At 33.6% G+C, this 14,822-nt stretch carries 12 protein-coding genes; 5 read left to right on the top strand and 7 right to left on the bottom strand.

The window, feature by feature from the left end; translation table 11 throughout:
• Positions 1-68: 68 nt before the first annotated feature.
• On the top strand, positions 69-1,220 hold the full coding sequence (locus RH81_RS07875; RefSeq protein WP_033959516.1) for a DNA polymerase III subunit: 1,152 nt from the start codon (positions 69-71) through the stop codon (positions 1,218-1,220).
• Positions 1,221-1,257: 37 nt separating this feature from the next.
• On the opposite strand, the gene RH81_RS07870 is transcribed toward RH81_RS07875, so the two are convergent.
• The 5 genes from RH81_RS07870 to RH81_RS07850 form a co-directional block, all read right to left on the bottom strand.
• Entirely contained in the window at positions 1,258-1,776 is a 519-nt protein-coding gene (locus RH81_RS07870; RefSeq protein WP_033959515.1) for an OmpH/Skp family outer membrane protein, read from the bottom strand.
• 217 nt (positions 1,777-1,993) lie between these two features.
• Positions 1,994-2,845, bottom strand: a complete 852-nt coding sequence (locus RH81_RS07865; protein WP_033959514.1) for a class I SAM-dependent methyltransferase — start codon at positions 2,843-2,845, stop codon at positions 1,994-1,996.
• Between the two features lie 34 nt (positions 2,846-2,879).
• Positions 2,880-4,751, bottom strand: a complete 1,872-nt coding sequence (gene mnmG / locus RH81_RS07860; RefSeq protein WP_033959513.1) for a tRNA uridine-5-carboxymethylaminomethyl(34) synthesis enzyme MnmG — start codon at positions 4,749-4,751, stop codon at positions 2,880-2,882.
• A gap of 79 nt (positions 4,752-4,830) precedes the next feature.
• Positions 4,831-5,241: an rRNA maturation RNase YbeY gene (gene ybeY, locus RH81_RS07855; protein ID WP_033959512.1), complete on the bottom strand. Its 411-nt coding sequence runs from the start codon at positions 5,239-5,241 to the stop codon at positions 4,831-4,833.
• Entirely contained in the window at positions 5,228-8,689 is a 3,462-nt protein-coding gene (locus RH81_RS07850) for an ABC-2 transporter permease (RefSeq protein ID WP_052172468.1), read from the bottom strand. Before RH81_RS07850 ends, ybeY begins: the two co-directional genes overlap by 14 nt.
• Positions 8,690-8,809: 120 nt before the next feature.
• Here RH81_RS07850 and RH81_RS07845 point away from each other — a divergent pair, with 120 nt between their 5' ends.
• A complete protein-coding gene (locus RH81_RS07845; protein WP_033959511.1) occupies positions 8,810-9,853 on the top strand; it encodes an alkane 1-monooxygenase in 1,044 nt (347 codons plus the stop codon).
• Positions 9,854-9,905: 52 nt separating this feature from the next.
• Complete coding sequence (gene gltX / locus RH81_RS07840; RefSeq protein WP_033959509.1) at positions 9,906-11,417, top strand: glutamate--tRNA ligase; 1,512 nt, start codon at positions 9,906-9,908, stop codon at positions 11,415-11,417.
• Here gltX and RH81_RS07835 read toward each other — a convergent pair.
• Positions 11,414-12,097 (bottom strand): outer membrane beta-barrel protein, encoded by a 684-nt coding sequence (locus tag RH81_RS07835; protein WP_033959508.1) that lies wholly within the window; start codon positions 12,095-12,097, stop codon positions 11,414-11,416. The genes gltX and RH81_RS07835 overlap by 4 nt on opposite strands.
• A gap of 78 nt (positions 12,098-12,175) precedes the next feature.
• Here RH81_RS07835 and RH81_RS07830 point away from each other — a divergent pair, with 78 nt between their 5' ends.
• Complete coding sequence (locus RH81_RS07830; RefSeq protein WP_033959506.1) at positions 12,176-13,102, top strand: SPFH domain-containing protein; 927 nt, start codon at positions 12,176-12,178, stop codon at positions 13,100-13,102.
• The gene (locus tag RH81_RS07825) at positions 13,092-13,616 is read left to right on the top strand and encodes a hypothetical protein (RefSeq protein ID WP_052172467.1); all 525 of its coding nucleotides are present in this window, start codon (positions 13,092-13,094) and stop codon (positions 13,614-13,616) included. The genes RH81_RS07830 and RH81_RS07825 overlap by 11 nt, the downstream gene beginning before the upstream one ends.
• Here the strand turns inward: RH81_RS07825 and RH81_RS07820 are convergent.
• Positions 13,613-14,794, bottom strand: a complete 1,182-nt coding sequence (locus RH81_RS07820; protein ID WP_152604805.1) for a GNAT family N-acetyltransferase — start codon at positions 14,792-14,794, stop codon at positions 13,613-13,615. The two genes, RH81_RS07825 and RH81_RS07820, sit on opposite strands and share 4 nt — an antisense overlap.
• Positions 14,795-14,822 lie beyond the last annotated feature (28 nt).

Here is a 14,822-nt window from a genome sequence, read left to right as displayed (position 1 = left end):
TGATAAAAGTTGTTTTTTTACGAAAACGTTTGCATGAATTAATATTATAAAAAAAGTATCTTTACAGCATGTTATTTTCAGAAATTTTAGGGCAAGAGCATATTAAAAACCACCTTACAAAAAGTGCGGATAATGGTCGTATACCACATGCGCAAATGTTTGTTGGTCCAGAAGGGTCTGGAACACTTCCTATGGCAATTGCCTATGCGCAATACTTACTATGTAAAAACTCAGATGGAAAAAATACGAATGGAAACGAAGCGTGTAATATCAAGTTCAAAAATCTCTCGCATCCTGATTTACATTTTGCATTTCCCGTTGCGACTAATGATAAAATAAAAAGTCACCCTGTGTCTAACCATTTCATGGAAGAGTGGAGGCAACTTATTAACAGACAGCCATATGGAAATCTTTTTGATTGGTATCGTATATTAGGAATAGATAATAAACAAGGTCAAATTGGTGTTGATGAAGCTCAGGACATTGTCAAGGCTTTAGCTTTAAAATCTTACGAAGGAGGTTATAAAGTGATGCTGATTTGGATGGCTGAAAAAATGAATACTTCTGCTGCCAATAAACTTTTAAAACTCATAGAAGAGCCACCTAACAAAACCATCTTTATTCTTATTGCTGAAGATGAAGAACAAATTATAAATACCATTAAGTCCAGATGTCAATTATTACATTTTCCTCCTTTGGCAGAAGAAGTGATAAAAAAAGCGTTAATCAAAAATTATCAAATTCCAGAAGCAGATGCCATTAAGATCGCTCACCAAGCCAATGGAAATTATAACAAAGCTTGTGATTTAGTTTATAACGATAGTGAAGACACACAATTTGAAGACTGGTTTGTGCTTTGGATTAGATCTGCTTTTAAGGCTAAAGGAAATAAAAGCGCCATACATGATTTGATATCATGGAGTGAGACTATTGCAAAAACAGGAAGAGAAACTCAAAAGCAATTTTTAAACTTTTGTCTTGACTTTTTCAGGCAAGCATTACTAATGAATTATAGCGCAGACGAATTGGTTTTTATGGAACCTAAGACATCTTTCAAGCTTGAGAACTTTGCGCCTTATGTTCATGGAAATAATATATTGGAAATTTCTAATGAACTTCAAGACGCTATTTACCATATTGAGCGCAACGGAAATTCTAAAATTATCCTTACCGATCTTTCAATAAAACTCACGCGTTTATTGCATAAAAAAGCCGATTAATTTATAACCGGCTTTTAAATTAATATGTGAATTAAAACTATTCTTCTTTTTTAGCATCTGCATTCAATGCATCGATAACAGTTTGTGTAATATCATTTGATTCAGTTCCGTACATAACACTTCCAGCATCGTTAGCTCCAAGAATATATGTATAACCATTTTTCTTACCATAGTCCTTAACAAACGCTTTCACTTCTTTAATAAGAGTATCTATTTGTTTTTGACCTTCCCCTTGAAGACTTTGCTCTTCTCCTTGTAACTGATAATCTTGCATTTGCTTTTTCTGAAGCAACGCCTGATATTCTGTTTCAGCACTTTTTTGAGGCATCTTAGCTGCTTTTGCTTGAAATAATTGCGCTTCAATTTGAATCGCTTGTTCTAAGCTATCCGCTTTTTTATTAAACGCTGCTACTTTAACTTGAAATATCTTTTCGAAATCTACTTTCTTTTGAAATTCATTTACAACTTTAGCGTTATCTACGTAAGCAATTTTTTGTTGCTCTTGACAAGATGTTAAAACAAATACTACTGCCAGTATTCCAAATAATTTTTTCATTTTAAGTTCTTTTAATTTTTGCAAATGTAAGAAAGTGCTTGTACTTATTTTTCAAAATTTAGCACTATTAATAATATGTATGGAAATCAAAAAACCTATTAATTATATCTATTATAAAATCAAGGCTTAAAACATGCTTAATTTCATCAAAATAAATTAGAAGTATTCTTTTAAGGCGCAAGCCTTAAGTGGTCCTTAAATCGCTTAAAATTGGTTTTTAGCTCTTTTTAATGATGTAAATCAAAGACGAGAACTCTCCTGAACGTTTTGCTTTAATATTTGACTGCCATCCAACCCAAAATGCTTTGATAGGGTTCATAGATCCATTTTTATATTTTTCAGAAAGCAAAGACACATAATAAGCATCAAATGTCATTGGCTCAGTTTTTATAACATCCATTCCTTTTTGCTGTACTAATTTTGAAATGGCGTTTTGAGAAAAATGCCAAAGATGTCTAGGAGCATCAAAAGCTGCCCAGTGGCTTTTATAATAATTAGCATCGTGGCTTTTATAATTTGGCACAGCAATTACTAATCGACCGCTTGGTTTTAAAAGTGATTCAAATACAGCAATATGGTTTTCTAATTTTGGTAGATGTTCCAAAACATGCCAAAGGGTAATTACATCAAAACTATGTTTTTTAAATTTTAATAATTGGTCAATATCAAAAACAGAATTATTGGTTTTTTGATTAGCGATTGTTCTTGCATTTGGGTTTGGTTCAACTCCAGAAACATGCCATTGATTATCTTTAGCGACTTTTAAAAAATCACCTGTTCCACATCCAATATCTAAGAGCCTCTTGTCTTCAGAATTAAATGAATCGATAAGTTTTAGCTTTCTTTTTAAGGCAATTGTTTTGATAAAATGATACACTTTTTCAAACCAATTCCGCTTGGCATCTGTATGAGAAATATAATCTTCGCTTTGATAATATTTTGGCAATTGTGCTTCTGAAGGCTGAGGACAAGTTTCTAACATCTCTAATTGATCATTATAAATCAATTGGAATTCTTCTCCAGAAACAGAGTGGTCTTTAACAGTTAGATATATGTTTTTTTTACTCATTAAAAGTAGTGTTCCACGTGAAACATCTTTAAAATTATCGTCCTAAATAAACTAACAAGACAGAAACATCTGCTGGTGAAACACCAGAAATTCTAGACGCTTGCGAAATGGTTACGGGTTGAATTTTTGTTAATTTCTGTTTTGCTTCCGTGCTCATAGATTTCAATTTCTCATAATCAAAACCCTTTGGAATCTTTAAATCCTCGAGACGATTCAATTTATCTGCATTATTCTTTTCCTTCTCAATATATCCAGAATACTTAATTTGAATTTCTGTTTGTTCTATTACTTCACGATCTAATTCGTTCTCCTTTATGTAATTCTCTACAACTTCAAATTGACGCATGTCCTGAGCGGTAATATTCGGACGAGAATACATTTTAAACATTTTATCAGATTGCTTTACAGGAGAAGATCCTTTAGCTTCCAATACTGGATTTGCTAATTCAGGCTTTATACTTGTTTCTCTGAAAAAATTCACAAAGTTATTAGACTGTTTTTGTTTCTCTTCCATTCGACGTAAACGAATCTCACTTGCTAAACCTAACTCATGCCCTTTTGGTGTTAATCTAAAATCGGCATTGTCTTGTCTTAAGAGTGTTCTATACTCCGCTCTTGACGTAAACATACGATACGGCTCATCTGTTCCTTTAGTGATTAAATCGTCTACAAGAACTCCTATATAGGCTTCATTCCGCTTTAATATAAACTCGTCATTCTCTTGTACTTTTAATGCAGCATTTATACCTGCCATTAGTCCTTGAGAAGCAGCTTCTTCATAACCAGTTGTTCCATTAATTTGTCCTGCAAAAAACAAACCATCAATCAACTTAGTTTCTAACGTATGTTTTAATTGTGTAGGTGGGAAATAATCATATTCAATGGCATAACCAGGTCTAAAAAATTTAACGTTTTCAAAACCAACTACAGATTTTAGAGCCTTAAACTGAACGTCTTCTGGTAAGGATGTTGAAAATCCATTCACATAAACTTCAACCGTATTCCAACCTTCAGGTTCAACAAATAACTGATGACGATCTTTATCTGCAAATCGATTAATCTTATCTTCAATTGAAGGGCAGTATCTAGGTCCAGTACTTTGGATTCTACCATTAAACATTGGAGAACGCTCAAAGCCCTCACGTAATAAATCATGTACTTCAGGGCTTGTGTACGTCATATGACAAGAACGTTGTTCTGTCAAGGGTTTAATACGATCTAAATAAGAAAACTTTTCCGGCTGTTCATCGCCAGGTTGCTCAATCATTTTAGAATAATCCAAAGAACGACCATCAACTCTTGGAGGAGTTCCTGTTTTCATTCTTCCAGATTCAAAACCTAAACCAATAAGCTGTTCAGTAATTCCAGTAGCTGCTCTTTCTCCTGCTCTTCCTCCACCAAAATTTTTATCACCAATATGGATTAATCCATTTAAAAATGTTCCATTGGTTAACACAACCGTTTTTGCTTTAATCTCAAGTCCGAGAGAAGTTTTAACTCCGACAACTTTATGGTTCTCGACTATTAAACCTGATACCATTTCTTGATAGAAATCAAGGTTCTTTGTTTGCTCTAAAAGCAATCTCCAGTCTTCAGCAAAACGCATTCGATCACTTTGAACCCTTGGACTCCACATTGCGGGCCCTTTAGATTTATTCAACATTTTAAATTGAATGGCTGAAGTATCACTTACTATTCCACTATAACCTCCTAGAGCATCAATCTCTCTTACAATTTGTCCTTTCGCAATTCCTCCCATAGCAGGATTGCATGACATCTGTGCAATGTTTTGCAGATTCATGGTAATGAGTAGCGTTTTACTTCCCATGTTGGCCGCAGAAGCAGCGGCTTCACTACCTGCGTGGCCAGCACCAACTACTATGACATCATATACGTCGTTGAACATAATTTAAAATATTGTTCCACGTGGAACATTAGGTTTTCGAAATTTTCAGTTTGCAAATATACGTCTAAATACTAATATATTAAGACAGTTGCTTTATGTAGAAATCTTCTTTAGAACGCATTACAGATTTATCATCATCAGTCTTGTCCTTATATCCACAATAATGAAGAACGCCATGAACCATAACTCGATTCAATTCTTCACTAAATAAAACCTTAAAATCTTTAGCGTTATCAGCAACTCTATCTACAGATACATAAACATCACCATGTAATTCTTTTCCTACAGAATAATCAAAACTAATAATATCAGTTAAGGTATCGTGATTAAGGTATTTCATATTAATTTCATGCAAATAATCATCGGTACAAAAGATATAATTAATCTCTCCTTCTCGACAATTCTCTGAAATAATAACGCCAGAAATCCATGTCGAAATTTCATTTTCATTGGATAACTCAAAATCGGTTTCGTAATTAAAGCTGATCATTTGTTTTTTTAAAATACTCTTGGACTTTCTTTTTGTAAACGTCCTGCAAAGGTAGTGCTTGCCTATTTAAAATTTCAGTAGTGTTGAAATACTCTTTTGCGGTAGGCAACTTGTTATTTGTTGTGTTCTTAAAAGTAGTATTATCTGTTTCGGATTTACGCTTATTATCTTCGCCTTGCATAAACGTCGCATTTTCCATTTTCAACAGTTGATGTTGTAGGTCCATCATTTTTTGAAGAGTTTGGTTTGTAAACCCTTTATTTATTAGATCCAATTCAACTTCCTCCATATCTTTTAAAAGCTTCTTTCCGTCGCCTTGCTTACCTAATTCTCCTAGTTTGTTTTCTAAAGCCTGACGTAGTTGTTGTTGTTGTTGATAAATACGATATAATTCGCCATTAAGGTCTTCATTACTACCTTCTCCATCACCTTGGGAATTTCCGTTTTCTCCGCCCTCTCCATCTTCACCTTCTTTACCTTCTTTACCTTTTTTACCTTTTTCACCTTCTTTACCCTTTTCACCTTCCTTTTCACCTTCTCCATCCTTTGGTTTTCCTTGCTCGCTTTTTTTTATGCCGTCCTTCATTTCCCCATTCAACTGTTCTTGACTCATGATAATATCTGGCAATTGCATATCGCCTCCTCCTTTACCCATTGAAGGCTTCATTTGAGCATTCATATTATCAAGAATATCACTTAAGAAGCTAGCCAGCTCATTCGTAGCTGTAATAGTATATTGTTGAGCAGCGACCCCTTGATATAATCGATTTTCAGACAATTGTCCGAGTGACTTGTCAATATTAAAAAACACTTCTGTAATTTGTTTATTGACTTGTTCCGAAATTTTTGGTTGCCTTAATGATAATGCAAACAAACTATCATCAACATGTTCGAAATGTTCTCTCAAATTACTCTGCTTTCTTAAGAACTTTCCATATTCGTTGTGGTTAATTTCTATGCTCTTAAATTGATCCATTAAATTTTCTTGATCAAACGAGAACAACACTAAATTATCTAAAACTTGTCTAAGCATGGTTGCATCTTCTTGCGCCTGATCTCCACCTCCCATTTGCATCATTTGAGCCATTTGCCCACTCATTTCTTTCATTTTCTGAGCGGCCTGCTTTTGTTTCTTCTTTGCTTTTTCCTGCGAATCTTGAGGTTGGCTTTCTGGTTTTTCTCCTGGTTCACCTTGTTCACCCTTTTCGCCAGGATCTTTCTCTTCTTGTTCTTCTTGTTCTTTTTGCTCTAAAGCATCCGTTGCCTCCTGTTGGTCTTGCTTTATAGATTCCTCCGTTGGTTTATCTTGAGGTAATTCCATTGGCTTTTTAAGACCCTTATTTTCTTTCTGAAGTTCATCCATTTCCTTTTGGAAATCTTCAAACTTTTTATTTAGTTTTTCCTGCTCTTCTTTCGTGTTGTTTTCTTCGCTTTCTTCAGACAATTTCTCCTGTTCTTCGGCCAATTCCTCCAACTCCTGTTGTAGTTTTTCGGCTTTCTTGGCTACATAATAGCGTTTTGTTAGCTCTAAAAGTTGTTTTAAACTTCTCTCTTTGTTTTTATTCTGTTTCGCTAATTCTTCAAGTTTTTGAGAAAGTTCTTCCTTTTGGATTTTCTCTTGCATTTTCTCAAGTTCTTCTAAAAGCTTTTCGTCCTTCTTGAGTTGTTCTTCATTCTCCTCAAGACGTTGTTTTAAATCCTCTTTAAACTGGTCCTTTTCTTCGTTTTCGTTTTGAAACTCCTCAAGGTTTTCTTTCAATTTTTTATTGAAATTTTGCATGAGTTGCTCTTGCTCTTTTTGACGCTTTAAGAAATTTTCAAACTTCTTTTTGTCATTAAAATTTAACTCTTCCTTTTCCTTTTGGGTTTTAGAAAACTCCTCAAGTTTCTTGTCCTGTTCTTTAAGCTTTTCGAACGTTTTACCTATATCTTTTATTGTTTCATTTTGCTCCTGAAGTAGTTTTTGCTCTTCTTCTTCCTTGGTTAGTTTTCTGTAATTGTAAACAGTGCTCTTTGTGCTTTTATAATTATGAATAGCATCATTGTCGAATACTTGAAAATAGAATTCATAATCTACGCCGTCAGTTAAATTCAACTGATTTGGAAACGCGCTTACAAACTCATCAAAATTTGATTTTGCTATAGGTATATTCTCAAATGACTTTTCACTCGGGTTTGTTGATGGATAATACACCAATCGCAACTTACTCAACCCATAATCATCACTAACTTGACCGAAAAAATAAAGTGTTTGATTATCTATAGAATCTCTTTCCATCTTTAGATTAAGCTCAGGATAACTGTCCTTAATAACGTTTAATGAAAATGCCAAATTCTCATAGTCTTTAAGATTTGCATTGCTTGTACTAATGCTATAATCCGTATTATTATAAATACGTTTAGTCGCTTCAAACTTTCCTTCGGTTAAATTTTTAAAATTAATCGTGTCCTTAGAATATAAAGCCACATCATCTGTAGATCGCGTAGATACTTTCCATGTAACATTTGTTCCTTCGGGAATTGTTGAGTTCCCTGTACTCTTTAAAATCTCATCTCTTTTTTGAGTGTAGGCTGGATAATCTAAAACCATTTCAAAATTCACTAAAGTAGGCACTTTAATCACATTGACACTGTAATCTTTTGAACGCACTTCGTTAGCCGACAAATTAAAACTCAAAGCATCTTTTAACTGAGGAAATAAATATTCAAATTGACCTGGAGCCGACTGCTGAAGGAAATAGGATTGACCATTGTAATGAATTTGAGCATTTTCCGGAACGACATCACCTGCAGTGTTAACAATAAGTTTAAACTCTTTGTTTTCTATAGCATTCATATCTTCATTAGCAACAAAAAACTGAAAAGGCGCAGGTGGCTCGTAAGCTGTTTGATAATTAATGACTCGATCGTAACTATCACTAAACCAATCTATTTTACCCGTAAAATATGATACTAGTAAAATTGCGATTGGAATTGCGGCATATTTTAAATACTTGGTGTTCTTATTAAAATTAATAGCCAGTTTGAATGGAATCGGACTTAATTCAGACGATTTCTGTTCGATACTTGCTTCAAGAAGTTCAGATTGGGTATTATTATGATTTAGCTGAAGCACGTTTAGTAGCTTGTCACTTACTTCAGGGAAATGATTTCCAATAATTTGAGAAGCCTCCTCGTAATCTATACCTTTTTTAAGTTTGAATAATTTCGCTAATGGAAACGCAATAAACTTTGTAAATAATGCTAATTCAACACTGATAAAAACCCAAAACAAAATAGTTCTAGCTGTTGGGTTTAACCACAAGAAATACTCAATTAACAAGGTCACAATTAAATACAACAAGCCAATAGCGAAAAACAAAATAGCGCCTTTGACTAATTCATTAGTATAGAATCTCCTAATGAATTGTTCTAATTTGGATTGTATGTTCTTGAAATTATTCAACATTAACTATTTAACTCACTAAACTACAATTTTATTTTAACCTGCAAATGCCTAAATTTGGTAAGTTTCTGTTAATTTCGAGGAGTTGTGTTAAAATAAAGACCAACTCGCATTACCATTTGTATGAAAGACTTAAAATATCTCGCTGCATTCTCCATACCACTTGTTGCTTTTTTAGGATTATATTTTAAAGGAAGTTTCGTGTTTTTAACTCCCATTTACGCTTTTGTAATGATCCCTTTGCTAGAGGTTGTTTTTCCGGTTGAACCTAGTAACCTGTCTTCGGAAGATGCAGACCACAAATTAAAGCAAACCGTTTTTGATTGGTTATTATACCTCAACTTTCCTGTCGTTTACGGATTATTATTCTTTGGAATATATCAAGCAGCCACATCAGTTATTGAAACTTATGAACTTACAGGAATGATTATTACTGTTGGTATTGTCTTAAGTGTAAACGGAATTAATGTCGCACACGAACTTGGCCACAGACAAAATACAAACGAGCGTTTTATTGGTAAGGCTTTACTCCTGCCTTCACATTATATGCATTTTTACATTGAACATAATTTTGGTCACCATTTACATGCTGCAACTCCCGAAGATCCAGCAACTGCAAGATATAATCAAACGGTGTATTCTTTTTGGTTTACCTCTATTTATAGGCAATATGTTGGTGCTTGGAAAATTCAGAACAAACTATTAACAAATAATAATCAAAGGTTCTTTTCTTTAAAAAACGATATGTTTTGGTATACGATTTTTCAAATTAGTTATTTAGCAACTATTTTCATTTTACTCGGAAATATTGGATTATTGTTTGCTGTTTCCGCAGGAATTATTGGAATTCTTCTCCTTGAATCAGTAAACTATATTGAACATTATGGATTAATGCGATTAAAAACCAAATCTGGTCGATACGAGCGTGTTAAAGAAATGCATTCTTGGAATTCAAATCATGTCATTGGTAGAATTGTGTTATACGAACTAACAAGACATAGCGATCACCACTTCAAATCATCTAAAAAGTATCAAATATTAGATTGCCATGACGAAAGTCCGCAAATGCCATTTGGATATCCAACCTCTATGGTTCTAGCAATGATTCCTCCTTTATGGTTTAGGATTATGAATAAACGTGTGCCTAAGGAAATGATTTTAACTTAACCATTTCTATTCATAAATATCGTTTTACCTTTGCAGTCATAAAATAAAAACCATGACCAAAGACGTTCGTGTGCGTTTTGCACCAAGCCCAACTGGACCTTTACATATTGGAGGTGTGAGAACAGCCCTTTTTAACTACTTGTTTGCAAAAAAACATAACGGAACTTTCATACTACGTATTGAAGATACCGATCAAAATAGATATGTTGAAGGTGCTGAGGATTACATTGTTGAATCCTTAAATTGGTGTAACATACCGTTTGATGAAGGGCCAAACAAGAATGAAAAATTTGGACCTTACAGACAAAGCGAACGTAAGCATTTATATAAGCAATATGCAAATGAATTAATCGAAAAAGGTCATGCATACTATGCGTTTGATACTGCTGAAACTTTAGACTTTCATAGAAAAGATCACGAAGCTAAAGGAAAAACCTTTATCTACAACTGGCATAACAGGTTAAAATTAAGTAACTCTTTATCTCTTACTAAAGAAGAGGTAAAAGCAAAAATAGATGCTGGTGACAATTATGTGATTCGGTTTAAATCACCTCAAGACGAAATTTTACGTCTTAAAGATATTATTCGTGGTGATATTAAAATTGACACCAATGTTTTAGACGATAAAGTTTTATTTAAAAGTGATGGAATGCCAACTTATCACTTAGCAAATATTGTTGACGATCACTTAATGGAAATTTCTCATGTGATCCGTGGCGAAGAATGGTTGCCATCTTTAGCATTGCACTATCAATTGTACACTGCTTTTGGCTGGGAAACACCACAATTTGCACATTTACCATTAATACTAAAGCCAACAGGAAAAGGAAAATTAAGTAAGCGAGATGGTGATAAATTAGGTTTTCCTGTATTTCCCTTAGAATGGACAGATCCAAAATCTGGAGATACTTCAAGAGGTTATAAAGAAGACGGTTATTTTGCTGATGCAATGATTAACTTCTTGGCTTTTCTTGGCTGGAATCCAGGTACTGAACAAGAAATATTTAACCTAGAAGAATTAACTAATGCTTTTGATTTAGACCGTGTAAATAAAGCTGGAGCCCGTTTTGATCCAGATAAAATTAAGTGGTTTAATCATCATTATATGCAAGTTCAAGACAATAATGGTTTAGCTGATGCATTCAAAAATTCGAGAACTGAATTAATTGAAATTGACTCACAATACATCGAAATGGTAGTTGCTTTGGTTAAAGAACGCGCGACATTTGTTGGTGATTTTTGGGACTTAAGTCACTTCTTCTTTGTTGCCCCTATTTCTTATGATGAAAAAGCTTCAAAAAAGGCCCTAAAAGAGGATACGGCTGAAATTTTAACTACTGTCAAAGATTTAATTGATAGCTTAGAAGACTTCACGGTTGAAAACCTTCAAAATACTATAAAAGGATGGATTACTTCTAACGAAATTGGTTTTGGGAAAGTAATGATGCCTTTACGACTAGCTCTTGTTGGAGCTCTGCAAGGTCCAGATGTTTTTGATATTATTTTTATGATTGGAAAAACTGAAACATTGAATCGTATTGACGCTATTATAAAGTCAATTTAAAGCGTAATCATCAACGAAAAGGCGAGCATGGTTTGGTTACCCTCAAACTTTTCAGAAGAAGGAGTAGTTGTTAAATCCTCGTCATTGAGTTTATTGAAAATATTTGTAAATCCGTAGCTATAGGTTGCTCTTAGCTTAAAATTACCAATGCCAGCTGTTGCTCCTACTACTCCATTGACATTAAAAGGAGAAATATCGCTTATGTCTTCAGCTAACAATGCATCATAACCATTAATAAAAAATTCTTCTTGACTACTGCTCTTAAGATCTAACTGACCATTGTATTGAAGTTGTGGTCCTACATCTAGAGTAAGATTATTACTTATTAGTTTCACGTGAAGCATAAATGCCAACTGAACAGCCATTAAATCATATTCTAACATTTCGATGTTTTTCGATGTTGCAGTAGATCGACCTTCAATTTCAATTGAATTTTGAGATAATTGCAAACCATAGCTTACAGTAAACCACTTGTGAGGAATATCAACTGTTGCAACCATGCCTCCTAGAAAACCTGAACCGCTTTTAGTTTTAAAGTTATCGGTTGTAATATCATATTGGGTTAATCCTCCAACAAATCCTATTCCGTTTTTTATCGTGTATCTTTTATGTTGTGCTGTCGATATTGTAACAAAAGCAACACAAAACACTACTAATATAATAAACTGCTTCTTTTGCATCTCTAAAGTGTGTGATTTGAGCAAATATAACTTAATTTAGTAACTGATTATTTTCTTAACCATTTAAAAAAACTTGTTATGGGTGAATTTATTTTAATTCCAATTATATTTTTCGGCTTAATCGTATTGATTTCGTCATTCTTCGTTGTTAAACAACAAACAGCCGCTATTATTGAACGCTTCGGTAAGTTTAATAGTACTAGGCAATCTGGATTACAGCTTAAAATACCTTTAGTAGATCGCATTGCTGGTAGACTAAGTTTGAAAATTCAGCAGTTAGATGTTATTATAGAAACTAAAACTTTAGATGATGTGTTTGTGCGTTTAAAAGTGTCTGTGCAATACAAAGTGATTAGAGAAAAAGTTTATGATGCGTTCTATAAACTTGATTATCCGCATGATCAAATAACATCTTATGTGTTTGATGTTGTTCGTGCCGAAGTGCCTAAAATGAAATTAGACGATGTTTTTGTTCGTAAAGATGATGTTGCTATTGCGGTTAAATCTGAATTAAATGATGCGATGGCTGAATATGGTTACGATATTATTAAAACCTTAGTAACTGATATAGATCCAGATGCACAGGTAAAAGAAGCGATGAACAGAATTAATGCGGCAGATAGAGAAAAAACTGCAGCTCAGTTTGAAGGTGATGCAGCTCGTATTTTAATTGTAGAAAAAGCAAAAGCTGAAGCTGAAAGTAAGCGTTTACAAGGACAAGGTATTGCTGATCAACGTCGTGAAATTGCTCGTGGTTTGGAAGAGTCGGTTGAAGTATTAAATAAAGTAGGCATCAATTCTCAAGAAGCCTCTGCACTTATTGTTGTAACACAACACTACGACACCTTGCAATCTATAGGTCAACACACAAATAGTAACTTGATTTTAATGCCAAATTCACCTCAAGCTGGAAGCGAAATGCTAAATGATATGGTTGCTAGTTTTACGGCAAGTAATCAAATTGGTGAGGCTATGAAAAATTCAAGAAAAAAAGATGAAGAATAGAATTAATGCGTTTCTTTTTATAGCATTACTCAGTTTTAGCTTAGGGCATTCTCAAACAAAAGAGGGTGCCTTAAGAGATGCTAAAACCACAAGTAAAGCCACTTTAGACCAGGATTTTAAAACGGTATTAAAGCACACTCTTCCTAAGGTTGTGGAATTAATGGGAGGTCAAGAACAGGCTATTCCAATGTTAAAGAAAACCTTTGATGATTTAAATTCTCAAGGATTTGTCTTTGAAAAAGCAGATATATTAAATGTTTCTGAAATTGTATTCGAACAAGATCAGCATAGGTGTATTGTTGAAGGCTACAATGTGATGAAAATGAATGACAAGAGAATTAAATCAAAAAGTTACTTGCTAGGAATCTATAATTCAGAAGCACAATATTGGTGCTTTATTGAGGCTAAACAGCTTAAGAATCCAAATATGATGAATATGGTATTCTCTGACTTCCAAACCAAACTAGAAATTCCAGATGATCAATTAACAACCGAAGTTATAGAAGAAAATTAAGGTTTGGTAATAATCGAGTTTTGAGCGAAAGGATGTCTCTCATCCCAATCCCTTACTGGATTGGCATATTTTACAATCAGTTTTAAAACGGTATTGGCTATAATGTTATTGGTATGCTTTAAATAAATATGCATATTGTATGGTTTCGCGCCAATTGAACTCTTTATTTCCATAGCGGTTCTCGCAAAAATAACTTGCTTAAACTGGTGTTGAATTCCGAAAGAGGCCATATCAAACAACATATTTAAATACATTTGATATTGGTGTTGCAACTCTTGATTATATCCTAAAAAGTAGGTCTCTAGTTTGTCGTGGTTTTTAATAAATGAATAAAAACCTATTAGTTCTTCACCTGAAAAATAACCATATAGTTTAAAGTCGTCCTTAAGCTCTTTTTTGAGTTGAAAGAAATGGTTTTCGTGTAGTTTAAACGAATTAACACCTGCGTTGTCAGACACGTTTTCATATAATCTATAAATTTCACCAGAGTGATTTTCAACGTCTTCCAAATTGAACTCGTTACACTCAATACCTTGACTTTTTTTACGGGCAGTCTTAAACCGTCTTCGATATTTTTTATTAAAATCCGCAATATAAGTTTCTGGCGAAGACCAACTATCCCTGACATCGAAAATCATGTTTGGTTGTGCCTGAGCTTTGTATAACTTTTCTTTCCGGAAGAAATCTCTACTAGAATGAAATGAATCATTTTCAAAATAATCTTTAAACCCTATGATTCTTATTTTTTTACCGAATTGATCCTTAATTGTTTTTGCAAGCTCATGCAACCCTTTAGAAACTTGATCTAAAAAAACATCTTGAGAGATAGATTCGGAATTGAAATACAAACCATGTTGTCCTGTATGCATAAGGTTTCCTACTATTAAAGCATTGCCTTTTACAATCTTTGAGATGAGGAATTTTCCGCAGCGTTTAAAAAACTGATTAGAGGTTTTTCTAAACACATCATCTAAATACATTTGAACACGTTGAATAATAGCAATACCTACTAATTTCTCTTCTTGATAAACACCCAAAAAGTAAGTAGAAAAATTACTCGGACTAGAATTTTCAAGCGCCTTAAGAAACGGTGTTTTTAAGAATACATCATGCGTAGGAAGCGTATTCCAAGCTTGAGGCAAGTCTGATGTTGAATTATATAATTTAAAGTGTGTCAATATGATAAAATAAAAAGACTGAAAACTT

Origin of the sequence: Psychroserpens jangbogonensis (genome assembly GCF_000797465.1) — a bacterium.
Classification (GTDB): domain Bacteria; phylum Bacteroidota; class Bacteroidia; order Flavobacteriales; family Flavobacteriaceae; genus Psychroserpens; species Psychroserpens jangbogonensis.
This window is presented reverse-complemented; position numbering and strand designations above follow the sequence as displayed.